Annotated in this window: 19 protein-coding genes; 8 read left to right on the forward strand and 11 right to left on the reverse strand. The window is 60.9% G+C overall.

What is annotated here, in order from left to right; genetic code table 11:
- Nucleotides 1-7 precede the first annotated feature (7 nt).
- The 3 genes from O8B93_RS07405 to O8B93_RS07415 are packed head-to-tail and all read right to left on the reverse strand — an operon-like array spanning nucleotide 8 to nucleotide 4,564.
- Nucleotides 8-919 carry a DMT family transporter gene (locus O8B93_RS07405; protein WP_269709195.1) on the reverse strand — a complete coding sequence of 304 codons (912 nt, stop codon included), beginning with the start codon at nucleotides 917-919 and terminating at the stop codon, nucleotides 8-10.
- Complete coding sequence (locus O8B93_RS07410; RefSeq protein WP_269709196.1) at nucleotides 916-3,318, reverse strand: PIG-L family deacetylase; 2,403 nt, start codon at nucleotides 3,316-3,318, stop codon at nucleotides 916-918. The genes O8B93_RS07405 and O8B93_RS07410 overlap by 4 nt, the downstream gene beginning before the upstream one ends.
- Before the next feature lie 19 nt (nucleotides 3,319-3,337).
- The gene (locus O8B93_RS07415) at nucleotides 3,338-4,564 is read right to left on the reverse strand and encodes an ROK family transcriptional regulator (RefSeq protein ID WP_269709197.1); all 1,227 of its coding nucleotides are present in this window, start codon (nucleotides 4,562-4,564) and stop codon (nucleotides 3,338-3,340) included.
- A 246-nt stretch (nucleotides 4,565-4,810) separates the two neighbouring features.
- Between O8B93_RS07415 and O8B93_RS07420 the strand changes: the two genes are divergently transcribed.
- From O8B93_RS07420 to O8B93_RS07445, 6 genes are read left to right on the forward strand one after another with little or no spacing between them, the layout of a single operon-like run.
- Nucleotides 4,811-6,076 carry an extracellular solute-binding protein gene (locus O8B93_RS07420; protein WP_269709198.1) on the forward strand — a complete coding sequence of 422 codons (1,266 nt, stop codon included), beginning with the start codon at nucleotides 4,811-4,813 and terminating at the stop codon, nucleotides 6,074-6,076.
- A gap of 17 nt (nucleotides 6,077-6,093) precedes the next feature.
- Entirely contained in the window at nucleotides 6,094-7,035 is a 942-nt protein-coding gene (locus O8B93_RS07425; RefSeq protein ID WP_269709199.1) for a carbohydrate ABC transporter permease, read from the forward strand.
- The gene (locus tag O8B93_RS07430; protein WP_006312430.1) at nucleotides 7,032-7,874 is read left to right on the forward strand and encodes a carbohydrate ABC transporter permease; all 843 of its coding nucleotides are present in this window, start codon (nucleotides 7,032-7,034) and stop codon (nucleotides 7,872-7,874) included. Before O8B93_RS07425 ends, O8B93_RS07430 begins: the two co-directional genes overlap by 4 nt.
- A 4-nt stretch (nucleotides 7,875-7,878) precedes the next feature.
- Complete coding sequence (gene argH / locus O8B93_RS07435) at nucleotides 7,879-9,393, forward strand: argininosuccinate lyase (RefSeq protein WP_269709200.1); 1,515 nt, start codon at nucleotides 7,879-7,881, stop codon at nucleotides 9,391-9,393.
- The gene (locus O8B93_RS07440; RefSeq protein ID WP_269709201.1) at nucleotides 9,393-10,433 is read left to right on the forward strand and encodes an ABC transporter ATP-binding protein; all 1,041 of its coding nucleotides are present in this window, start codon (nucleotides 9,393-9,395) and stop codon (nucleotides 10,431-10,433) included. The genes argH and O8B93_RS07440 overlap by 1 nt, the downstream gene beginning before the upstream one ends.
- Entirely contained in the window at nucleotides 10,430-11,323 is an 894-nt protein-coding gene (locus O8B93_RS07445; RefSeq protein WP_269709202.1) for a carbohydrate kinase family protein, read from the forward strand. Before O8B93_RS07440 ends, O8B93_RS07445 begins: the two co-directional genes overlap by 4 nt.
- Before the next feature lie 15 nt (nucleotides 11,324-11,338).
- On the opposite strand, the gene betC is transcribed toward O8B93_RS07445, so the two are convergent.
- Both betC and O8B93_RS07455 read right to left on the reverse strand, forming a co-directional pair.
- Nucleotides 11,339-12,853 (reverse strand): choline-sulfatase, encoded by a 1,515-nt coding sequence (gene betC, locus O8B93_RS07450; protein ID WP_269709203.1) that lies wholly within the window; start codon nucleotides 12,851-12,853, stop codon nucleotides 11,339-11,341.
- Nucleotides 12,854-12,867: 14 nt separating this feature from the next.
- Nucleotides 12,868-13,821 (reverse strand): choline ABC transporter substrate-binding protein, encoded by a 954-nt coding sequence (locus O8B93_RS07455; RefSeq protein ID WP_269709204.1) that lies wholly within the window; start codon nucleotides 13,819-13,821, stop codon nucleotides 12,868-12,870.
- 94 nt (nucleotides 13,822-13,915) lie between these two features.
- Here O8B93_RS07455 and O8B93_RS07460 point away from each other — a divergent pair, with 94 nt between their 5' ends.
- On the forward strand, nucleotides 13,916-14,812 hold the full coding sequence (locus O8B93_RS07460) for a choline sulfate utilization transcriptional regulator (RefSeq protein WP_269709205.1): 897 nt from the start codon (nucleotides 13,916-13,918) through the stop codon (nucleotides 14,810-14,812).
- A 29-nt stretch (nucleotides 14,813-14,841) separates the two neighbouring features.
- Here O8B93_RS07460 and O8B93_RS07465 read toward each other — a convergent pair whose 3' ends face one another.
- From O8B93_RS07465 to O8B93_RS07490, 6 genes are all read right to left on the reverse strand, one after another.
- Nucleotides 14,842-16,293, reverse strand: coding sequence for an aldehyde dehydrogenase (locus tag O8B93_RS07465; RefSeq protein ID WP_269709206.1), 1,452 nt, complete (start codon nucleotides 16,291-16,293; stop codon nucleotides 14,842-14,844).
- Nucleotides 16,294-16,309: 16 nt separating this feature from the next.
- Nucleotides 16,310-17,032: an ABC transporter ATP-binding protein gene (locus tag O8B93_RS07470; RefSeq protein WP_269709207.1), complete on the reverse strand. Its 723-nt coding sequence runs from the start codon at nucleotides 17,030-17,032 to the stop codon at nucleotides 16,310-16,312.
- Nucleotides 17,025-17,753, reverse strand: coding sequence for an ABC transporter ATP-binding protein (locus tag O8B93_RS07475; RefSeq protein ID WP_269709208.1), 729 nt, complete (start codon nucleotides 17,751-17,753; stop codon nucleotides 17,025-17,027). The genes O8B93_RS07470 and O8B93_RS07475 overlap by 8 nt, the downstream gene beginning before the upstream one ends.
- Nucleotides 17,750-18,658: a branched-chain amino acid ABC transporter permease gene (locus O8B93_RS07480; protein ID WP_269709209.1), complete on the reverse strand. Its 909-nt coding sequence runs from the start codon at nucleotides 18,656-18,658 to the stop codon at nucleotides 17,750-17,752. The genes O8B93_RS07475 and O8B93_RS07480 overlap by 4 nt, the downstream gene beginning before the upstream one ends.
- The gene (locus O8B93_RS07485) at nucleotides 18,655-19,527 is read right to left on the reverse strand and encodes a branched-chain amino acid ABC transporter permease (protein ID WP_269709210.1); all 873 of its coding nucleotides are present in this window, start codon (nucleotides 19,525-19,527) and stop codon (nucleotides 18,655-18,657) included. The genes O8B93_RS07480 and O8B93_RS07485 overlap by 4 nt, the downstream gene beginning before the upstream one ends.
- Before the next feature lie 69 nt (nucleotides 19,528-19,596).
- Nucleotides 19,597-20,811 carry an amino acid ABC transporter substrate-binding protein gene (locus O8B93_RS07490; RefSeq protein ID WP_269709211.1) on the reverse strand — a complete coding sequence of 405 codons (1,215 nt, stop codon included), beginning with the start codon at nucleotides 20,809-20,811 and terminating at the stop codon, nucleotides 19,597-19,599.
- A gap of 134 nt (nucleotides 20,812-20,945) precedes the next feature.
- Between O8B93_RS07490 and O8B93_RS07495 the strand changes: the two genes are divergently transcribed.
- Entirely contained in the window at nucleotides 20,946-21,818 is an 873-nt protein-coding gene (locus O8B93_RS07495) for a helix-turn-helix transcriptional regulator (protein WP_269709212.1), read from the forward strand.
- Nucleotides 21,819-21,917: the final 99 nt, after the last annotated feature.

Below are 21,917 nucleotides of genomic sequence, written 5' to 3' on the forward strand. Positions count from 1 at the left end.
GTAACAGTCACCGTTTGCGTCGCCACCTCTTCAGGAGATATTCCGCAAGGGCGGTCGACTGCAGCGAAACGAGGATGATGACGATACCAAACACAACGCGGGTTTCGGGCACCTCATCGAAGAGGAAATATCCGACAGCGGTCACGAACAGGATCGACAGGTAACCAACGGGCGCAAGCACACTGGCGTCCGCGATACGATAGGCCCGTAGAAAACAATATTGCCCCATCTGTGCCAGCAATCCGATGCCGAGCAGCGCAACCCAGTCGAATGAGGCCACCGGCTTCCACGTCCAGATTGCCGGAACGGCGGTGATGACCGCCAGCCCGACCGTATAGAACACCATCATGACCGTGGTGTTCTCCTGCCGCAGTGCCCGGGTCTGTATCACCGCCAGCGCGCCGAACACCACCGATACCAGAACGACAAGCACGCCCACGCCAAACTCCGCGCCATCAGGCCCGATGACGACCAGAACGCCGACGAATGCAAGGCAGGCTCCCGTCCAGCGAAATCGGCTCACGCTTTCGCCAAGAAAGGCAACGGCCATCGCCATCGTCACCAATGGCCGGGAAAAACCAACGGCATTGACGGTCGCAAGCGGCAAGAGGGTGATGGCGATGAAATTGCTGGTGAGTGCGATGGCGTTGCAGCAGATGCGAAAGAGGTTGCGCCAGGGATATTTGACACGCACCATCTCTCCCCTGTGCCGCCAGATCAGCGGCAGGATGAAGATCAGACCGATCATCGCCCTGATAAAGACGAGCTGGAAGGCGGGATAGGTGACGCCCTGCGCCTTGACGAGCGCGGTCATGCCACCCGAGACAAGGGTCATGTCCAGCAACAGCCAGCCAACGCCCGCGCGTGTATCCGTTTCGCGCGGGTTTTCCTGTTTCTCACTTTGGCCGTCGCCATTCACGCCGGCTGCACGAGATTGGCCATCAGGCGGAACGCCCCCGGCACAAGCTTGTCCATCTGGTGATGCAGCACAAGGCTGGTATGGGTGTGCCGGCCCTTACCGATGACGCCCGAGACCAGCGCGCCTTTGAGCGGCTGTTCGTCGACATCATGCATCGCAAGCAAGGGCTCGTAGACATCATCCCAGCGCGAGGCGAAATAGAGCCCGCGCTCCTTGTCCCAGCCCGCCCAGTCGGCGGCGTCGATGACGTTGGGGCCTGTCAGCAGCGGGTGATCGGGCAAAAGAACCGTCACCTCCGCTTTCGGGTCCGTCACCCGCCAGCGCAGTGACGGCTTGCCGATTTCGAGACGCCGAACCGGCGTTGTCTCCGGGTTCCAACCATCCGTCGGACGATGATAGAGCGTAACCAGATGCCCGCCATTCTCCACGAAACGATGGAGCCTCTCCGTTGCCGCGGCCAGATCCCTGCGGATGCCGAAGGCGAATATGCCAACGACAATGGTGGTGAAGGAGGAGAGATCGCCGCCGAGCGCCTGTGCATCGAGTTCGGTGACATCGAGACCCATTCGCGCTAGCCAGAGGCCCACCCTGTCGGCACCGCCGCCGATATAACCCACACGGGCGCCCTCCGGCAGTTTGAGGTCCAGCGAGAGGATTTTGAGGGCGGAAGGGGCAAGAAATCTTGCCCTGCCGATATGGGGATAGGCGATGGGGGTAATCTGAAAGGCCGGTTGCGAACCGACGCTCGCTTCTATCTCAGCAAGGCCGGGCGCCGTTTCTCCAGTGCGTTCGGCCAACCAGTCATCACCACTCTTGCGCACGCTCCAGCCACCGGCAGCGCGAAACGAAACCGGTGCATCAGCACCCTTGATTTGAACCTGAAAACCCTGTGCGCCCTGCCCTTGCCCAAGCGGAACCAGCAGCGCCTCAGGCGAGATCATCAGCGACTGCGCGGGCGTCACAAAAAACGGTTCCTCCAGATCGTAGAAGGCGGACACCTCACGGCCTTCAACCTTTGCTGCAAGGCGCACCGAGGCATGACCATTGCCGCCCGCTGCTTTCCAGTCCGGCTGATAGAGCCCGGAAACCGGGGCATCCTGATCAGCGGCAAGCGAAAAGACCAGCGTCTGGCCACGCGACTGAACCGACGACGAAACACCGGAAGGCAGGACCGGGGCGATCTCAACTTCAAATTCAGCCGCCCTGTCGGCCAGTTCCACATAAAGGGCCGACCTTCCACCCGGAACGATCTCCGCCGGTTCGGCATAGGCCCGCTCGAAAAGATCGAGTGCAGTCAGAATGGTCGCATCAACCTGCGCCCGTTTGCGTGCGATCCTGTGCCCGTGCAACACCTTGAAATCCGCGCTCGCGGTCTCGTCGACCTTCTGCAACAGCGCGGCTGTGCTCAGGAGTTGCGCCGTGATGCTTCGCCTGTCGGGAAAGGCCGAAATTGCCTCGGCGATGGCCCGTTCCGCCTCCACCAGTGCATTTACCAACTCGCCATCCAGACCCGGGAATGCGGCAAGATCGGCAAGAGAAGACGGCAGATTGTCGAGGATCGAGCTTTCTTCGCCCCCCGCACCACTGGAAAGTTCGAGATGCAGCGGCCAGACTTCCTGCGCCTGCTTCGGCCAATGGCCCATCCCCTGTGAAGCGTGGTAATAACGCGACCACTCCCCGATGCGGTCATATTGCGCACCGGTTGCCTGTTCCTTGCCCGGCGCGTTCACCGTCAGTGTTGTTTCCGGCGGCGGCACTTCATCGTCATAGGTATCGCCACCGCCCGACCATGCCGGAAGGTAGAACTTCGCCACCCGCCACGGCTTGAGCCCCTCGGCAAAATGCTCCGGATAGGCCGAAGGATCGGCGGCCAGCGTGATTGCACTTTTCGCCGCGCGCGTCATGGCGCGGTGGTGGCCATGCTGTCCCGGCACATCGAGAAAGGTAGGGATGACGATATCCGGCCGCTCCTTGCGATAGGCGCGGACCAGCCTTTCGACGATGCGCTTCTGCCCCCAGCGGTCAAAAGTTTGGTCGCCATCCTTCGAGAAACCAAAATCGTGGATGATATCCGCCGGGCCATGGCCGAGCCAGCTGATGTCAGCATCAATGACACGCGCGGCCTCCTCCAGCTCCCGCGACCGGATGACGCCGAGCGCGCCGAGCCGCTCCGGCCCCAGCGCATTCTGCCCGCCCTCGCCGCGTGTGGAGCAGGCGATGATGATACGCATGCCGAGTTCCATGCGGAAATAGGCGAGAAGTCCGTTCTGCTCATCGTCGGGATGCGCCCCGGTATGCATGACGGTGACTGTGGATTTCAGCGCGCTCAGCTTGCGGTGCAGGCGAATAAGCCATGGATCGGCCATCTGCCGTTCGATGCGCTCCCGGGGATTAAGCATGGGCGGTCTCCTCCAATATTCAGCCGGGCACCTGCGTTGCGGCACCCGAGGACGTCTCGAGTTTTGGTGTGACGATGTCGAACAGCGGCAGGGCGGCAGCGCCGAGTGCTGCCGTCAGCTGTCCGGATTTGCCGTGCATGACGCGCGGCAACTCCCTTTGCCGCCGGCTCGCGACCGAGGTCGGCAGATGCCCCATCTGCGCAATGATCTCGCTGATGATGGCTTCGGGCAACGCACCGCCGAGAATGACCGTCTGCGGATCGAGAATGTTTTCCAGCATCGCAACCATGGGCGCCAGATGGGCCGCGGCCTCGTCGATCCACTCCATCACCACAGGATGGCCTGCCTTGAACAGGGCGTCGAGATCGTCAAGTTCCGTATCGGCAACACCGGCGCGCCCAAGTTTTTCCTTCAGCACGTAAGCCGAGGCATAAGCTTCGAGACACCCTCTCTGCCCGCAGGAGGGGCAAAGCCTGCCCTTTGGTGAAACGGTGACATGGCCGATTTCGCCGGCATTTCCGAACGCGCCGCGATAGGGCGCACCATCCTGAATGATGCCAAGACCGATACCGACGCCGAAATAGATCATGCAGAAATTGGGGATCGCCAGCCCCGCGCCGAACAGGCGCTCCCCGACAGCCGCGGCTGTCGCGTCATTTTCCACCACCACCGGCTGGCCGCAGGCATCGCTCAGCATCTGGCGGGCATCGATGCCGCCCCAGCCGGAAAGGGTCGTTGGCCCCACCGATGTCATGCCATCGATCTCAAAAGGCCCCGGCATGACGACGCCGGTGCCGAGCAGTCTACATCCGAGATTTTTCGCGACCGTCGCATGCTCGGCCGCAAAGGTCTTGAATATGGCCTCCGGCGTTGTGTCCCTGAGCGGCGTGACGCGATGGGTGCGCAGCACTCCCGCCAGATCGAGGCCGACGGTGACCATGTGGTCAGCCGCGATTTCTACGCCGATCGTCGCGCCGCCATCGGGATTGACAGCGAACTGGATCGGCGGCTGGCCCCTGCCGGTGCGACGGCGGCCGAGTTCCTTCAGCAACTCCTCACCCACCAGCTCATCGACGATATTGGCGACTGCCTGGGCTGTCAGATGGGTGATCTTGGCGATCTGGGCGCGGCCGAGCGAGCCGTGCCGGCGCACAAGGTCGAGGACGACTCGCCTGTTGTGCTCGCGGCTGCGCTCAGGATTTTTTCCGATTGCTACGGGATAGGTATCTACCGTGTGCACCGTCATCTCTTCAATTTCCCCGTCCCTTAGAAAATTCATAGCGTCCAAATGACGATAAGCGCAATACAATAATTCAAGTAAATTATCTTATTGACAAATGCCCGTGTTCGGAGAACCGTAGAGAACGACCGGGGGTCAGGCTCGTATGGGGTGGGATACGGAAATTCCCGTTACCGGCCGAGTCAATGAGCGCGCGCGAAAGCGCGGATAAAGGGAACGATCACTCCGCATCCGGAAGACCGGACGGAGGAAATGGAGGGTTACATGCGCAGGGCAACTCTGTTCGCCGGCTTGGTCGCCGGTTTCAGCACATTTGCATTCAACGCCGCGCAGGCGGTTGAAATCGAATATTGGCAATATGTCTTCGACACACGCGTAAAGGCCATGGATGAGCTGATCGCGGAATTCCAGAAGGCCAATCCTGACATCACCGTCAAGCAGGTGACCTTTCCATACGCCGATTACCAGACGCGCGTCATCGCCGCCAATCTTTCCGGCAAAGGCCCTGACGTGATGCAGCTGTTCTACGGCTGGCTGGACAAGTTCGCGGCCGGCGGCATCCTGCAGCCGCTGCCTAAAGATGCCTTCCCGCATGACAAGATCGAAAGCGAATTCTTCCCGATCGTCAGCGCGATGAAGCGCGGCGACGATTATTACGGCCTGCCGACGGCGGTTCGCTCGCTGGCGCTGTTCTACAACAAGAAGCTCTTCACCGAGGCCGGTCTGGACGCCGCCAATCCGCCGAAGACGCTTGATGAATTCGTCGCTGCGGCGGAAAAGATCGCCAAACACGACGCCGCCGGAAATCTGACAGTTGCAGGTTCCACGCTCGACATGGGCGGCCAGGACCACCAGTGGTGGCGTGAAGTCCTCATTCGCCAATATGGTGGCGAACCCTATGCCGACAACGACCAGAAAGTGACCTATAATAGCGAGCCGGGTATTCAGGCCCTGAAATTTTACACCAGCCTGCAGCTTGAAAAGAAGATCGGTCAGGTCGGCTTCATGGATGAAGGCCAGGCCGCCTTCCGCGCCGGCAAGGCTGGCATGACCATCGACGGCACCTTCCGGCTGGGCTCGTTCCGCACCATCAAGGATTTTGAGTGGGGCGTGACCGAGCTTCCCACCAATGACAAGAACATCCGCTCCAACTATGCGAGCTATTTCGCCAACGGCATCAGCGCCAAGACGACGGGTGAAGAGCTTGAGGCCTCCAAGAAATTCCTCGCCTATATCTCTTCGCCAGAGGCCATGGCGATCTGGCTGAAGACGGTGGGCGAACTGCCGGCGCGGCGTTCTGCAGCGCTGACCGAAGAAAACCTGAAGGACCCGATCTACGCACCGTTCCTGAAGGGTCTAGAATATGCCCATACAACGCTGTTCATGGATGAGGCTGCCCAGCGGCAGAACGCCATCGATATGACCAACCGGGTCCTGCTCGAAGGTCAGTCGGTCGAAGATTCCGTCAAACAGGCAGCTGAAGCCGAGCAGGAAATCATCAACGCGGCGAAACCCTGAAAACCGCAGGTTCAGACATGACAGCGATAGATCAACAGGGGGCGGTATCCGGCCGCCCCGGCGGCTCCTTCGGAGATCGCCTTTCCATGCGCACGAAACGGCTTTTGTGGATCTGGAGCTTTCTGGCGATCCCGATCTTGTTTTACAGCGTCATCCGGTTTTACCCGACGTTGCAGGCCTTCTATCTGTCCTTCACCAACTGGGACCTGCTGCGGCCGGCAAAATTCATCGGCATCGCCAATTACGTCAAGCTGTTCAAGGACCCGCAATTCTGGAAGGTGTTCAAGAACACCTTCACCTATCTCATCGTCGGCACGCCGATCAGCCTCGTGCTGGCTTTCGTCATCGCCTTTTATCTCGACCGGGTGCGCATTCTGCACGGGTTCATCCGCGCGCTTTATTTCCTGCCCTATCTGACGACGGCCGCCGCCATGGCCTGGGTCTGGCGCTGGTTTTATCAGCCGCCGCCCATCGGCATCATCAACGACGTGCTCGGCATGATCGGCATTCCCCAGCAGCCATTTATCCGATCCACCGATCAGGCGCTTTATTCCGTCATGGTAACCGCCATCTGGGCGGGGCTCGGCTTCCAGATCATCATCTTCATGGCCGGCCTGCGCGCCATTCCAACAACATTCTACGAAGCCGCCCGCATCGACGGGCTGGGTGAATGGGCAATCCTGCGCAAGATCACGCTTCCGCTCCTGAAGCCTACCACCGTTTTCCTCGTGGTGTTTTCCTCGATCGGTTTCCTGCGGATTTTCGACCAGGTCTATAACATGACCACCAATGATCCGGGCGGGCCGCTCGGCTCCACCAAACCGCTGGTGCTGATGATCTACCAGACCGCATTCAATTCCTATGCGATGGGTTATGCCGCTGCGCAGACGGTCGTCCTGTTCACCATTCTTCTTGTCGTGTCGCTGGTCCAGCTCTGGGTGCTGAGGGAAAAGAAATGAGCGAAGCCTTGCCACTCTCCCACGCCCGCATCCGCCCCGGCCGCATCGTCGCCTGGACGCTGCTGTTCATTGGCGGCCTGATCATGGTTTCGCCGCTGCTGTTCATGTTCGCGACCTCGTTCAAGACGGCGGATCAGGTCTATGATCTCAGGCTCATTCCCGCGGCACCGACAATTGCGAACTACATGACCGTGATGGCCGATGGCCGTTTCCTGCGCTGGTTCTTCAACTCGACACTGGTTGCGGTTCTCGTCACCGTCTCCAACTGCTTTTTCGACAGTCTGGTCGGTTATACCCTGGCGAAATTCGAGTTTCGCGGGCGCTACTTCATCTTCCTCGCCATTCTTTCCACGCTGATGATACCGACGGAAATGCTGGTCATCCCGTGGTATCTGATGTCCAGCCAGCTGGGCTGGCTCGACAGCTACTGGGGCATCATGTTCCCAGGCATGATGACGGCCTTCGGCACCTTCCTGATGAAGCAGTTCTTCGAAACGGTTCCGAACGATTTCCTCGAGGCGGCGCGCGTCGATGGGCTGAACGAATTCCAGATCTGGTGGAAAGTCGCCCTGCCACTGGTGACGCCGGCGCTCTCCGCACTCGCGATCTTCACCTTCCTCGGCAACTGGACAGCCTTTTTCTGGCCGCTGATCGTCACGACAAGCAAGGAACTCTACACCCTGCCGGTCGGTCTTTCGAGCTTCGCGGTAGAACAGCAAATCCAGTGGGAAATGATCATGACGGGCGCAGCCATTGCGACCATCCCCACCCTCATCGTCTTCATCGTCCTGCAACGCTACATCGTGCGCGGTGTGATGCTGGCGGGCCTGAAAGGATAATATCATGGCCGATATCAACCCGCGCCAGTCGGATACCAGCAAGTTTCCCGATCCCGTTTACAAGGAAACCGTGCTGCGCCCGCTTTTCGACGGCGCCAAGAACCACCATGTCGACGGCTTCCGCCGCATAGACCGCGCTCATCTGGTCATGCTGCGCGAGACCGGCATTCTCGATGCCGAAACAGCAGCCAAGATCGCCGGCGCGCTTGAGGATATCGACAGGACCATCGAAACATCGGAGCTTGTTTATACCGGTGAAGTGGAGGATTTCTTCTTCCTGATCGAGAAGGAGCTGAAAGCCCGCATCGGCGTCGATGTAGCCGGCCGCCTTCACACGGCGCGTTCGCGCAACGATATCGATCACACCTTGTTCAAGATCGGCCTCAAGGACAAGATCGACACGCTCACCGCCAAGGCGCGCGTTCTCTTAAAAGCGCTGATCGATGCCGCCGAGCGCAATCAATCCACGCTGATTGTGGCCTATACGCATGGGCAGCCGGCCCAGCCCACCACCTTCGGCCACTACCTTTCCGCCGCCATCGAGGTGCTGATCCGGGATATCGAGCGTTTTGCCGAAGCGCGACGTATCGTCGATCTTTCGCCGATGGGCGCCGCCGCCATCACCACCTCGGGCTTCCCCATCGACCGGGCGCGTGTTGCCGAATTGCTCGGCTTTGCCGCGCCACTGCGCAATTCCTATTCCTGCATCGCCGCCGTGGATTATACGACAGCGACCTATGGCGCGATCGAACTGATGTTCCTGCATCTCGGAAGGCTCATTCAGGATTTCCAGTTCTGGACGAGCTTCGAAGTCGGCCAGATCTACGTGCCGAATTCGCTGGTGCAGATTTCCTCAATCATGCCGCAGAAGCGCAACCCGGTGCCGATCGAACATCTGCGCCACCTCGCCAGCCAGACATTCGGGCGGGCACGGACCATGCTGGATGTGATGCATAACACGCCCTTCACCGACATGAATGACAGTGAAGGCGAGACGCAGGGCATGGGTTATGAAGCCTTCGCCTCCGCCGGCCGGGTTCTCGACCTTCTCGCCAGCCTCGTTTGCCAGATCAGCATCGATCCTGAAAGGGTCGACCAGAACATTCGCCGTTCCTGCATCACCATCACGGAACTGGCGGATTCGCTTGTTCGTATCGAAGACCTGTCGTTCCGGCAGGCGCATGAAATTGCCGCGACCGTCGCCAAAAGCGTTGTCGCGCTGAAAGGCGATCTGCCGAATGACGGCTACCAGCCGTTCCGCAAGGCCTTCCATGAACTGACAGGGCGCGACACCGGCATCGACGAGGAAAAATTCAGGCAGATCGTCTCGCCGGAACATTTCGTCGCCGTTCGCAGCCGCTTCGGCGGCCCCGCCCCCGCGCCGATGCGGGAGGCCATTGCGGCCTATCGAGACAAGCTTGGTGAGTTGGCAGCGGAAGCGCAGCGATCCGCCGAGCACGAAGCGGCGAAGGCCGCCGAACTGGCAGAGAAATTCACCGCCCTGACGGGAGCGCGATAATGGCGACAATCGAACTCAATCAACTCGTGAAGCGCTACGGCAAGGTCGAAGCGGTCAAAGGCATAGACCTGGCCATTGAAGACGGCGAATTCGTCGTTTTTGTCGGTCCTTCCGGCTGCGGAAAATCCACCACGCTGCGCATGATCGCCGGGCTGGAAGAGATTTCCGACGGCACGTTGAAGATCGCCGGAAACATCGTCAACGAGAAGGAACCGAAACAGCGCAACATCGCCATGGTCTTCCAGAACTATGCGATCTACCCGCATATGACGGTTCGCCAGAATATCGGCTTCGGGCTTTACACCGCAAAACTCGACAAGACGGAAAAGAACCGGCGCATCGAAGAGGCCGGCCGGGTGCTGGGGCTTGAGGCCCTGCTCGACCGCCGTCCCGCGGCCCTGTCGGGCGGCCAGCGCCAGCGTGTCGCCATCGGCCGCGCCATGGTCCGCGATCCCGCCGCCTTTCTGTTCGACGAACCACTATCCAATCTCGACGCTCAGTTGCGCTCGCAGATGCGCATTGAAATCAAACGCTTGCACCAGCGTCTTAAGACAACAACCGTCTACGTCACCCATGATCAGGTGGAAGCCATGACCATGGCTGACCGTATCGTGGTGATGAAGGACGGTCATATCCTGCAGGTCGGCACACCGACGGAACTTTACGAAACACCCGTCGATATTTTCACCGCCCGCTTCATCGGCAGCCCCTCGATGAACCTCATGCGGGGTTCAAGAACAACCAGCAGCGTCGCCCCCTCCGCGACGGGTGACCTTCTGGTCGGTGTTCGTCCGCATGACCTGCTGGTTGGAGAAAGCCAAGCCCCGCAGGGAACGTTTACGCTTGAGGGAACGGTAACGGCTGTCGAGCCGCTCGGGCCAGAGACGCTTGTTCATCTGGACACCGACGCGACCTCGGTGATTGCCACGGCCAGAGGCAAATCCATTCCCGTTGTCGGCAGCCGGTTGCAATGCAGGGCGGAAGCAGGTTCGCTTTATCTTTTCGATGCCAAAACGGAAAAGCTTCTGGGCCGCGCATGATGACAACAGAAAAAACAGCCGTCATCAGCGTCGGCCGGATCTATTGCGACCTCATTTTCACCGGGCTCGATGAATTGCCCGTGCTCGGCCGGGAACTGTTTGCCCGCGACATGGAAATCGCCGCCGGCGGCGGAGCCTTCATTGCCGCGGCACATTTTGCCCATATAGGCCGCTCGGTTGCGCTGCTGGCAAGGCTCGGCACCGATACGTTTTCGCGTGATATCGGTGAAAAAATGGCGCAAAGCGGCGTGGACCTGCAATTTCTAGAACATGCAACAGATGCAGGACCGCAAGTCACGGTAGCGACAGTGGTCGGTCAGGACCGGGCATTTTTGACGCGCCGCGCTGGTGCCGCCCGGCCTTCGACGCTGGATGCCGCCTTTGCATGGGACAAGGCCCGGCATCTGCACATCGCCGAATTCGCTACTCTGCATGAGATGCCCGATCTGGTCTCGCGCGCCAAGGCAAGCGGATTGTCCGTTTCGCTCGATCCGAGCTGGGATGCAGCGCTGATCTATGACAAAGGCCTGCTCAAGGCCTGTGCCGGCGTCGACGTGTTTTTGCCCAATCTTGAAGAGGCCGAAGCGATCACGGGACATTCGGAACCGGAAGCGGCCATCAGGGCATTGGCGGAGGCTTTTCCGATCGTCGCCCTCAAAGGCGGCGCGGAAGGTGCATGGGTATCTTCTGCCGCTGGGCTTCACCATAGTGCAGCTCAGAAGGTTCCGGTGGTCGATACGACCGGCGCGGGCGATGCCTTTAATGCTGGTTTTCTTGATGCTTGGCTTCAGGCGCAGGACGACCAACATTGCCTCGAAGCCGGCATTACGGCGGGTAGCCTCGCAGTACAGGCGGCAGGCGGTGCACCCCAGGTGACCGCCGCCGCGTGAGGCGCCCTGCCCGCGTCATTCCCCGCGCGGAAAACGCTGGTTTTCCTCCAGCACGTTGAGGTCCATATGGTTGCGCATGTAGCGTTCCGAGGCCTTTTGCAGGGGCTGGTAATCCCACGGATAATAGGCGCCGTTGCGTAGCGCCTTGTAGACCACCCAGCGCCGCGCCTGGCTTTCGCGAACAGCGGCGTCGAACACCGGCAATTGCCAACGCCGGTCAATCTCGGCGGAAAGCGATGAAAGCACATCGCTGAGAGCGGGATCGCCGGCAAGATTGATGCGCTCTTCCGGATCAGCCTCAAGATCGTAAAGCAGCGGCGGATCGGCCTCGCAGACCGAGAGCTTGTAGCGGCCGTCACGGATGGCGACGAGCGGCGTGATGGAGCCTTCAGCGGCATATTCCATCGGCACCGGGCCGCGCCCGCCGGTTCCCGCGGCCAGTGACGCCAGATCTTCGCCATCGGTCCAGCGTTTGAGCGAGGTTATATCGAGACCCGCCAGACCACACAGCGTCGGTGTGACATCGAGTGTCGAGACAGGGGCATCGATCAAAGCCGGCTGCCAACCGGGTGCGGCGATCATCAGCGGCACGCGGGCGGAGCCCTCGAAGAAACACATCTTGAACCACAGACCGCGCTCGCCCAGCATATCGCCATGGTCGGACAGGAAGAGAATGATCGTGTCCTCCTCCATCCGCGTCGCCTTCAGCACATCAAGGATTTCGCCGACCTTTTCGTCGATATAGGAGATATTGGCGAAATAACCGCGTCGTGCCCGGCGTATCTCTTCGGGCGAGATATCGAAAGCCCGATGGTCGCAGGCTTCCAGCAGCCGTTGCGAATGCGGGTCGTGCTCATCGAAGGAAAGCGCTTCCGTCTCGGGGTCGAGCGCCGGGCAATCCTCGTAGAGATCCCAGAATTTGCGCCGTGCCACATAGGGGTCGTGCGGATGGGTGAAGCTGACCGTCAGGCACCACGGCCGATCGTCGAGACGACGCGACAGATCGTAAAGCTTGCGGGTGGCGTGATAGGCCACCTCATCATCATACTCCATCTGGTTGGTGATTTCGGCGACACCCGCGCCAGTCACCGAACCAAGATTGTGATACCACCAGTCGATCCGCTCGCCGGGCTTGGTATAGTCGGGTGTCCAGCCGAAATCCGCCGGATAGATATCCGTCGTCAGGCGCTCCTCAAAACCGTGCATCTGGTCCGGGCCGACGAAATGCATCTTGCCGGAAAGGCCGGTGTAATAACCCGCCGCCCGCAGATGATGGGCATAGGTCGGGATATCGGAAGCGAATTCGGCGGCATTATCGTAGACCCGCGTGCGGCTCGGCAATTGCCCGGACATGAAGGAGGCGCGGGCCGGCGCGCAGAGCGGGCTTGCCGTATAGGTGTTGGCGAAGCGGACGGACCGCTTCGCCAATGTTTTCAGATGTGGCGCGTGGAGAAAATCAGCCGGACCATCGGGAAAAAACGTCCCGTTGAACTGGTCGGCCATCAGGATCAGGATATTGGGACGCGGCATTTCGACTTTCCGGCTTAGAGACCAAGCTTGCCTTTGACAGCATCCGCACCCGGCTTGCCATCGAGCGTGGTGACGCCCTGCAGCCAGCCATCCAGCGCTTTCGGATTGGATTTCAGCCAGGCCGCTGCCGCCGCTTTGGAATCCTCGCCGCCAAGAATCGAGCCCATCAGGGTGTTTTCCATGCCGATATCGAACTTCAGGTTCGTGAAGAGCGTCGCCGCATTCGGGCATTGCTGCGGCCAGCCGGTGCGGGCGAGCGTATAGACTTCCGCGCCGCCGAAATTCGGGCCGAAATAGGCGTCACCGCCGGAGAGATAGGCGATATCGATCTTCTCGTTCATCGGGTGTGGCGCCCAGGCGAGGAAGACCACCGCCTTCTTGTCCCTGCCCGCCCGCTCCACCTGCGCCAGCATGGCCTGTTCGCCGGATTCGACGAGCTGCCAGCCCTTGAGGCCGAAATCATTGGCGTCGATGATCTTCTGGATATTCTGGTTGGCCGGTGCGCCGGGCTCGATGCCATAAATCTTGCTCTCGAACTCGTCGGCATGTTTGGAAAGATCGGCAAAATCCTTGACGCCCTTTTCCGCCATATAGGCCGGCACCGCCAGCGTGAACTTTGCCCCTTCAAGGTTCTTCGTCATCACCTCGGCCGCCTTGGCGGCGTTCAGGTCGTCGACGAAGGATTTCTGCGCCGGCATCCAGTTGCCGAGGAAAACGTCGATCTCGCCGTTTTTCATTGCCTGATAGCCGATCGGCACCGACAGCGTCTTGACGTCGGCCTCATAGCCCAGCGCATCAAGCAGGACGGAGGCGACGCCATTGGTGGCGGTAATGTCGGTCCAGCCGGGATCGCTAAGGCGGATCGTCTTGCAGGCCGCGTCATCGGCAGCCTGAAGCGGGGTGGAGAAGGCGGCCACGGACAGAATGAGACCGGCGGCGATGCGATGCAGATGAGAAATGGTTTTCATTGCGGCTCCCCTTTTATTAGTCCAGTTTATTGAACACCACGTTGCTTTTGCCTGTGAAGCGGGTATTTTTCGATGACTGATATAAGGAATTTTAATGTCAGACCGACCGCTCGATCTGGGATGGATGCGCATTTTTACCGAGGTCGCCCGCCGCGGCAGCCTGACGGCGGCGGCGGCATCCCTGCGACTGACCCAGCCGGCCGTCAGCTATCAGATTCGCCGGCTGGAGGAGGAACTCGGTGTCGCGCTCATCCGCCGCAAACATCGCGGCATCGAACTGACGGCCGAGGGACAAAGGCTATTCGAGATCGTTTCGCGCAATGTCGACGCCATCGACCTTTTGGCGCAGCAGCTTCGCCGGACGGAGGAACGCCAGACCATCCGCCTGCACACGGACTATGCTTTTTCGTCTCTCTGGCTCATTCCCCGCATGCATGGTTTTCGCGTCCTCAACCCGGATATCAACATCCAGATCGTCGCCACGCAGGACCCGATGGCGCAAGGCAAACACGATAGCGACGTGATGATCATTTTCGGTACGCGGCAGGAAGCGGGCGACGGGGCTGTATTGCTGCTTTCGGAAAAGGTGACGCCGGTCTGCTCACCTGCCCTTCTGGCTGAAACGCCCGCCCCCGCGACCATCGCGGATTTTTCGCGACGCAAGCTCATCCATCTCGAAAACACCTCGCAAGCGCACTGGTTCGACTGGGCGGCCTATTTCAAGCATTTCGGTGTGCAGAGAGGTGCCGAACACGATGGCGGCGATATCAGCTTCAACAATTACACCATGGTGGTGCAGGCAACCATCGGCGAACAGGGTTTCGCGCTCGGCTGGGCCGGGCTGGTCGATCCGTTGCTCGAGGCCGGCGTGCTGGTGACGGCCGGCCCGAGCCTCGATGCACCCGGTCGCGGCTACTGGCTGATGCGACCGAAAAGCAGCGACAGTGCCGTGAGGAAACTGACCGGCTGGCTGATCGACGAGCGGCGATAACGCCGCCCGCCAACGGTTAAGATTCCCGTTCAGATCGGATAATGCAGCGGCCCGTCCTGCAGGGTGACCCAGCGCAACTCGGTGAATTCGGCAATGCCCGCCGTGCCGCCAAAGCGGCCGTAACCGGAGGCCTTGACGCCGCCGAAGGGCATCTGCGCCTCATCGTGAACGGTTGGGCCGTTTATGTGGCATATGCCGCTTTCAATCCGGGCAGCAATGGCAAGCGCCCGCGCCTGATCCCTGCCGAAGATCGCGGCGGAGAGGCCAAACTCGGTTTCGTTGGCGATGCTCACCGCCTCATCGATGCTGCCCGCTCTGATGATGGAGACGACGGGACCGAAGCTTTCCTCGGCATAAAGCCGCATGGCGGGGGTGACGCCATCGACGGCGATTGCATCCACCATCGTGCCGTTGCCGCCGCCGCCCGCGACCAGCCGCGCGCCCTTGGAAACGGCATCATCCACCAACGCCCGGATGCGCGATGTCGCTTCGGCGCTGACCAGCGAGCCGAGCGGTGTTTTGCCCTGACGCGGATCCCCGGCCGTGAGGCTCGAAGCTTTTTTGGCAAAGGCCTCCACAAATCTATCGGCAACGCTGTCGAGCACGATGATGCGCTCCGTCGACATGCAGATCTGGCCCTGGTTCATATAAGCGCCGAAGGCAGCAGCCGCGACAGCCGCATCGATATCGGCGTCATCAAGCACGATGAACGGCGCTTTGCCGCCAAGCTCCAGCAAAGCGGGTTTCAGATAACGGCCGGCCGTTTCGGCAATCACCCGGCCGACGCGGGTCGAGCCGGTGAAGTTCACGCGCCTGACGGCCGGGTGTGCGATCAGCGTATCGACGATCTTTGCCGCATCTTCCGGCGCATTGGAGACGGCGTTGAGCACGCCCTTGGGCAGACCGGCGGAAGCGACGGCTTCGATGATCAGCGCATGGGTGCGCGGGCAAAGTTCCGAGGTCTTCATAACAACCGTATTGCCGCAGGCAAGTGGCGTGGCGATGGAGCGCACGCCGAGAATGACGGGCGCATTCCACGGCGCCATGGACAGGACAACACCTGCCGGCTGGCGCAATGCCATCGCCATGGTTCCCGGACGGTTGGAGGGGATGACCTCGCCCTTGATCTGGGTGGTCAGGCTTGCCGCCTCGACCAGCATGTCGCTCGCCAGTTTGACGTTGAACCCGGCCCAGGCATCGGTTGCGCCAATTTCTTCCTTCATCGCCTGGGTAATATCAGGCCCGGCGGCGAGAAGCGCCTGTGCGGTAGCCAGAAGCAGGCGGCGGCGTTCGCCGGGCGGCGTTGCCGACCAGACCGGGAAAGCCGCCGCCGCGGCATCGGCCGCACGCGTGGCGTCCTCTACCGTTGCCGCCGCTGCGCTGGTCGCCACATCGCCGGTGATGGGGTTGCTGCGTTCGAAACGTTTGCCGCTCGTGGCCGGGCAATGATCGCCGCCGATGAAAAGATTGACAGTCTGCATGGTCTTCCTCCTGAATTCAGACAATGGCGGCGGTGGTGCCGCCGAGAAACGCCCGTTGCACGGCAGGATCGGCGGACAGGGCTTGCGCCGTGCCTGCCCCGACGATCCGCCCTGCTTCCAGCAAATAACCGCGGTCGGCAAGCGCAAGGCTTTCGCGCACATTCTGCTCCACAAGCAGAATGGAAAGGCCGCTCTTCTTGATCTCCGCCAGGGCGGCAAAGAGTTCCTGCGTGACGATGGGCGCAAGCCCAAGGCTCGGCTCGTCCAGCAGCAGATAATCCGGGGCCGACATCAAAGCCCGCCCGATGGCAACCATCTGCTGTTCGCCGCCGGACATGGTGCCGGCAAGCTGCTGCCGCCGCTCCGCAAGTCGCGGAAACAGCGAGAAAATATGTTCGCGCGTCGTCTTTTCCGCTGAACGGGCATGGCGGGGATTGGCTCCGAGACGGAGATTATCCTCCACCGTCAGCGCCGCGAAAATTCCCCGTCCCTCCGGTACCAGCGCCACGCCCCGTTCCACAATCTGATGGGCGGGGACAACGGCAAGCGACGCACCGTTGACGCGCACTTCGCCGGAGGCCGGAGCCACCATGCCGCCGACCGCTTTCAGCAGTGATGACTTGCCCGCGCCATTGGCGCCGAGCAGCACCACCGTTTCGCCCTCGGCAACATTGAGCGATATGCCGTCAACTGCGAGATGTTTGCCGTAGCGGATTGTCAGTGCGTCTATTTCAAGCATGTGCCGCTCCCAGATAGGCGGAAATGACCTGCGGATCATCAAGCACCACGGCCGTCGGCCCGTCGGCGATCTTGCGTCCGGCCGCCATGACCACCGAGCGCGGGCAGAGCGCGCGCACGGCGGCCATGATATGTTCCACCAACAGGATCGTCGTACCCTCGGATGCCAGCCGCCGGATCAGCGCTATTCCTTCCTGCAGCTCCGTGGGGTTGAGCCCCGCGAGCCATTCGTCGAGAAGCAGAAGCTTCGGTTCGCCCGCCAGCGCACGCGCCAGTTCAAGGCGTTTTTGGTCGATATAGGTGAGATCGCCGGCCGGCATCGTCTCCCGCCCGGCAAGACCTATTCTTTCGAGGCAGGCCCGCGCAACCTTCTCCGCGTCGAGACGGGACAGTCGTTGCGGCCCGAACATCGCCGATACGGCAACGTTTTCTAGCAGGGAAAGCGACGGCAAAAGCCGCACCAGCTGGAAGGTGCGCGCCACGCCGGCGCGCGCAATCACATCCGGCCGCCGGCCGGCAATCTCCTGCCCTTTCAGCCGTATCGACCCTTCGGTCGGCTTCAGCGCCCCGGAGATCAGGTTCATCAGCGTCGTCTTGCCGGAACCGTTCGGCCCGAGCAGCCCGACGACCTCGCCGGCCTTGATGGTGAGGCCAAGCCCATCCACCGCCTTCAGCCCGCCGAAGGTCTTGCGGATATCGGTGATTTCGAGAACGACGCTCATGCGGCTTTCTCCTTTTTGCGCAATTTCTCCAGCGCCGCCAGCACGCCATCCGGCAACACGAAGACGATGAGGATGAAGAGAGCGCCGAGAATGATGGAAAAATGGTTGGGGAAGTTCGCGCCCAGCCACTCGAACAGCAGGAACAGCGGCACCGCACCGAGAATGGGTCCCCAGCGGCGCGTGGCTCCGCCAAGCAGCGCCATGATGACGGTGAGGAAAGATACCTGCGGATTAAAGACGATGGCCGGCTCGATATAGACCCAGCGCGGAGCCTGAATGGCGCCGACAAGCGTGATGATCGTGGATGAAAGCACGAAGAGCGTCAGCTTGGTGCGGGCAAGATTAATGCCCGCATGGGCGGCCACGACCTCGTCGTCGCCGATTGCCTTCAGCGCCAGTCCGAGCTTGCTGCGATCGATCAGGATTGCCAGCAGAAGGGTGATGACAGCCAGCGCCAGCAATTGCCAGAGCACATGCTGCGGTTCCAGCGGCAGGAAGATGTAGCGGCCAAGCGTACCCGTCACATTCACCTCGTACCAGGTGATGAGCTGGCGGATGAGTTCGGCAAGACCAAAGGAAAAGATCACGAAATAAATGCCGGCGACGCGCAGCGTGGAAAGCCCGACGACAAGCGCCAGCGCCGCGCCGACAAGGGCCGCGCACAGGAGCACCAGTGGCCAGGGCAGAACCTCGCTCAGCACCGCGACCGTATAGGCCCCGACACCGAAGAAGGCGACGGTAGCGAGCGAAATATAACGGGTCGGGCCGGAAAACATCGCCCAGGCGGAGGCGAGCGTCGCATAACCGAGAAGGCCGATGATGACGCCGACGCCATAGGCATCGAAAAAGAAGGGGGAAAGCGCCAGCAGCGCAGCTGCGGCAAGGCCGATGAGAAGCGGGATCATTTGCCCCTCCTTGCGAAGATGCCTTCCGGACGCCAGAGTAGCACCACGAGAAAGAGCAGATAGGTGGCGGCAAGCGTGAGGCCGGGATCGACATAAACGAGCACGAAGGTCTCCACGAGACCGAGCAGCAGGCCGGCCACCAGCGCGCCCAGCAGATTGCCGACACCGCCCATGATGACGACAACAAGCGCCTTCATGGTGAAGACCACGCCATAAGAGGCGGAAAAGGTCTGGTACATCGAGATCATCACGCCGCCGGCCACGGCGAGCGCGCCGCCAAGGGCAAAGCCGATCGAGGCCACACGGTTCACATCAATGCCAACCAGCGGCGCGGATTTGGGCGCAAGCGCCACCGCCCGCAGGTTGAGACCCCAGCGGCTGTGGGTGAGCGCCAGATAAAGCCCTCCACCGATCGCGACCGACAGGCCGAAGGACAAGAGCCGGTTCAGCGCCACGGTCGTGCCGAAGATATCGACGCCTTCGGCAAGATAGGAATAGGAATGGTAGTTGCCGCCGAACGCCACAAGCATGATGCCCTGGATAACGAAGAGCAGCCCGAAGGTCGCCAGAATGGAATCGACTTCCAGACGGCCCGAGCCGCCCGAACGGCGCACCAGCGGCCGCATCATGACCCGGTAGATCACGAAAGACAGGGCGTAACCGAGCGGCACGATGATGAAAAGCGACCAGAGCGGCGACAGGCCATAGCTGGAAAACAGCACGAAAGCGATGAAGGCAGCCGCAATCAGCACTTCGCCATAAGCAAGGTTCATGATGCGGGCGATGCCATATTGCAGCGAAAGTCCAAGCGCGATCAGCGCATAGGTCCCTCCCAGCATCAAGCCGAAGATGAGGGTGGATAAAAACAAGGGAATGTCTCCAGTCTGGAAGATGGCTGAAGCCTGCCGGCCGGGGTTCACGGCCCGGCCGGCAAAGGCTCACCATTGCGGCTTCGGAATGACCGGCTTTGCCGCGCCTGAACGGTCTGCCGGCGCAATCGCCACAAAGCGGTCACCCTGCCATTGCCCCGCCCACCAGAGCTGCCGAAGCTGGTTGTCCTCAAGCTTGACCGGGCCGATGACGGTGTCGAAGCTTCCCGTCGAAAGTTCATTTGCCACCGCCGCCTTGTCGAGGCCGACGCGTTGAACGGACTGGGCCAGCATTTCGAGGCTCGCATAGGTGATGGCGCTTGCCCAGCTATCCGGCTTGGCGCCGATAAAGGCCTCGTGTCGCTTGAAATAATCCTCGATCCTGTCGCTGCTGCCATCAACGCCGCCGATGCTGATCACGCCTTCCTGCTTGCCATCGGAGACCTTCGGGAAGATCGGGAAAGCACCGCCGACGCCGACATAAAGAACCTTCGGGTTAAACCGGGCCGTCTGCGCCTGTTTCGTCACCGCGAAACTGTCGGGCGGATAGGAAAAGGCGATAAAGCTGTCCGCACCGCTCGCCGCCGCCTCGTTGACCAGCGCTGCGAAATCCGAGGTGCCGACCGGATAGGTCTTGTCGTAGGCGAGTGTGAAACCCGCTTCCTTCAGCGCCGGCCGCGCGGCCTTGATGAGATCGATGCCGAAACCGTCAGCCACGGAAATCACCGCGACCTTGTCATTGATCTGGCCGGCCTCGCGCGCGGCTTTCAAAACGTCGGCCAGTGCATTGGCATAATCATGACCGCCGCCCAGCATCCAGAAGCTCTTCTTCCAGCGCGCGGCAAATTCGGGCGCCTTGTCGGTCACGCCGGTAACAGCAAGCTGCGGATAACCGAAGCGCTCATAAAGCGGTGCGACGGCCAGATTGAAGCCGGTGCCCCATGGCGGCAGAATAAAATCGACCTTGTCCTGGCTGGCCAGACGCTCGGTGAACCGCACCGCATCCTCGGCCGAGGAACGGTCGTCATATTCGACCACTTCCACCGGCAGACGCTTGCCATCCGGCAAAGTGAGGCCGCCGGCATCGTTGACCTCCTTCACCCATAATTTGTAGTTTGGAATGGTGGTGATGCCAGCACCTGTGGCATTGGCGCCGCTTTTTGAAACGGCATAACCGATCTTCACCGACGTGCGGTCCTGCGCGTTGGCAACACCGAAAGATACCGCCGACAGGGCAGCACCGGAGAGCAGGCAGAACAGCGTTCTGCGCTTCAGACAATTCATGATGTTCCTCCCAAAGCGCCTTATCGGGGTTGCCGTTCTCCTCAAGGCTTTCCCCTGCGCTGAGCAAAGTTTAGCAATGACAGCCGCATATAAAATGCACTAGTGTAGCGCATTATTGTACTTTTGGAGGCATAATGCCGCTGCAAAGCCAGATTGCCGGCAATCGCGTGGAGATTACGGCGCGCACCCTCGCCTCGACGCTGCGCATATCCGAATTCCGATTGGAATCGGATAGCGCCCATCTGCTTCTCCTTTCCGCCGGCGAAGCGGAGATCACACAGGGTGAAAAGACGCTGCCCGTCGCCGCGCCGGGACTCGTCTGGCTGCCCATCGGCCCCGCCGGCCGCCTGCGCCTGCATGCCGGAAGCCGTGGATCGCTGCTGAGGACCACGGAAATCGGGCTTGCCCATGCGATGCCCACCGGCACGAGCGCCAGCGCCGTGCGCAACATATTGCAGCGTGTTCTGACGCAGGCGCCGGCGGAAAGAGACCGGCAGGAGCTGGCGGGCTATCTGGAGACCATCGCCAGCGAGAATGTCCGCGCAACAACCGGTTCGGACACGATCATCGCCAGCCTGCTCTGCGTTACCCTCATTCGCATCTGCCAGCACGCCATCGCCGATATTGCCGCCGCCATCTCCACCCCCGGCAGCCTTACCGAACGGTTTGTCCTGCTGGTGAGCCAGCACAAGCGCGACCAATGGGGCGTGGATGATTATGCTAGATATCTGAGCGTGAACCGTGAACGCCTGGGATTTGCGGTGCGCAAGGCCACGGGGCTTTCGCCGCAGGCCTATATTCACCGGGAACTGCTGTCCGAGGCGCGCGACCTTCTTCTGAACTCTTCGCTGCAAGTTGCTGAAATTGCCTTTCGATTGGGCTTTCAGGACCCCGGCTACTTCAATCGCTTCTTCACCCGCAACGAGGGCACCTCTCCCGGACGTTTCCGCCGGGCTGCAATGCGGATGCAGAACGTGCCGCCACCATCCTATGCGGCGTGGCCGTGACGGCTTGGCATAAGGCTGTAACGTCAGCGACTTATTGCTATCCATTGCAGTCCGGCAGCCTTCCTGTGCTGCCAGACCAGCAACATCTTTCACCTACCC

Origin of the sequence: Martinezella rhizogenes (genome assembly GCF_027460065.1) — a bacterium.
GTDB lineage: Bacteria > Pseudomonadota > Alphaproteobacteria > Rhizobiales > Rhizobiaceae > Agrobacterium > Agrobacterium rhizogenes_C.

What these genes read in the sequence shown, in the direction of transcription:
- O8B93_RS07410 (WP_269709196.1), bottom strand. Translation starts at nt 3,318, where the DNA reads ATGCTTAATCCCCGGGAGCGCATCGAACGGCAGATGGCCGATCCATGG.
- O8B93_RS07415 (WP_269709197.1), bottom strand. Translation starts at nt 4,564, where the DNA reads ATGACGGTGCACACGGTAGATACCTATCCCGTAGCAATCGGAAAAAAT.
- O8B93_RS07420 (WP_269709198.1), top strand. Translation starts at nt 4,811, where the DNA reads ATGGAGGGTTACATGCGCAGGGCAACTCTGTTCGCCGGCTTGGTCGCC.
- O8B93_RS07425 (WP_269709199.1), top strand. Translation starts at nt 6,094, where the DNA reads ATGACAGCGATAGATCAACAGGGGGCGGTATCCGGCCGCCCCGGCGGC.
- O8B93_RS07430 (WP_006312430.1), top strand. Translation starts at nt 7,032, where the DNA reads ATGAGCGAAGCCTTGCCACTCTCCCACGCCCGCATCCGCCCCGGCCGC.
- argH (WP_269709200.1), top strand. Translation starts at nt 7,879, where the DNA reads ATGGCCGATATCAACCCGCGCCAGTCGGATACCAGCAAGTTTCCCGAT.
- O8B93_RS07440 (WP_269709201.1), top strand. Translation starts at nt 9,393, where the DNA reads ATGGCGACAATCGAACTCAATCAACTCGTGAAGCGCTACGGCAAGGTC.
- O8B93_RS07445 (WP_269709202.1), top strand. Translation starts at nt 10,430, where the DNA reads ATGATGACAACAGAAAAAACAGCCGTCATCAGCGTCGGCCGGATCTAT.
- betC (WP_269709203.1), bottom strand. Translation starts at nt 12,853, where the DNA reads ATGCCGCGTCCCAATATCCTGATCCTGATGGCCGACCAGTTCAACGGG.
- O8B93_RS07455 (WP_269709204.1), bottom strand. Translation starts at nt 13,821, where the DNA reads ATGAAAACCATTTCTCATCTGCATCGCATCGCCGCCGGTCTCATTCTG.
- O8B93_RS07460 (WP_269709205.1), top strand. Translation starts at nt 13,916, where the DNA reads ATGTCAGACCGACCGCTCGATCTGGGATGGATGCGCATTTTTACCGAG.
- O8B93_RS07465 (WP_269709206.1), bottom strand. Translation starts at nt 16,293, where the DNA reads ATGCAGACTGTCAATCTTTTCATCGGCGGCGATCATTGCCCGGCCACG.
- O8B93_RS07470 (WP_269709207.1), bottom strand. Translation starts at nt 17,032, where the DNA reads ATGCTTGAAATAGACGCACTGACAATCCGCTACGGCAAACATCTCGCA.
- O8B93_RS07475 (WP_269709208.1), bottom strand. Translation starts at nt 17,753, where the DNA reads ATGAGCGTCGTTCTCGAAATCACCGATATCCGCAAGACCTTCGGCGGG.
- O8B93_RS07480 (WP_269709209.1), bottom strand. Translation starts at nt 18,658, where the DNA reads ATGATCCCGCTTCTCATCGGCCTTGCCGCAGCTGCGCTGCTGGCGCTT.
- O8B93_RS07490 (WP_269709211.1), bottom strand. Translation starts at nt 20,811, where the DNA reads ATGAATTGTCTGAAGCGCAGAACGCTGTTCTGCCTGCTCTCCGGTGCT.
- O8B93_RS07495 (WP_269709212.1), top strand. Translation starts at nt 20,946, where the DNA reads ATGCCGCTGCAAAGCCAGATTGCCGGCAATCGCGTGGAGATTACGGCG.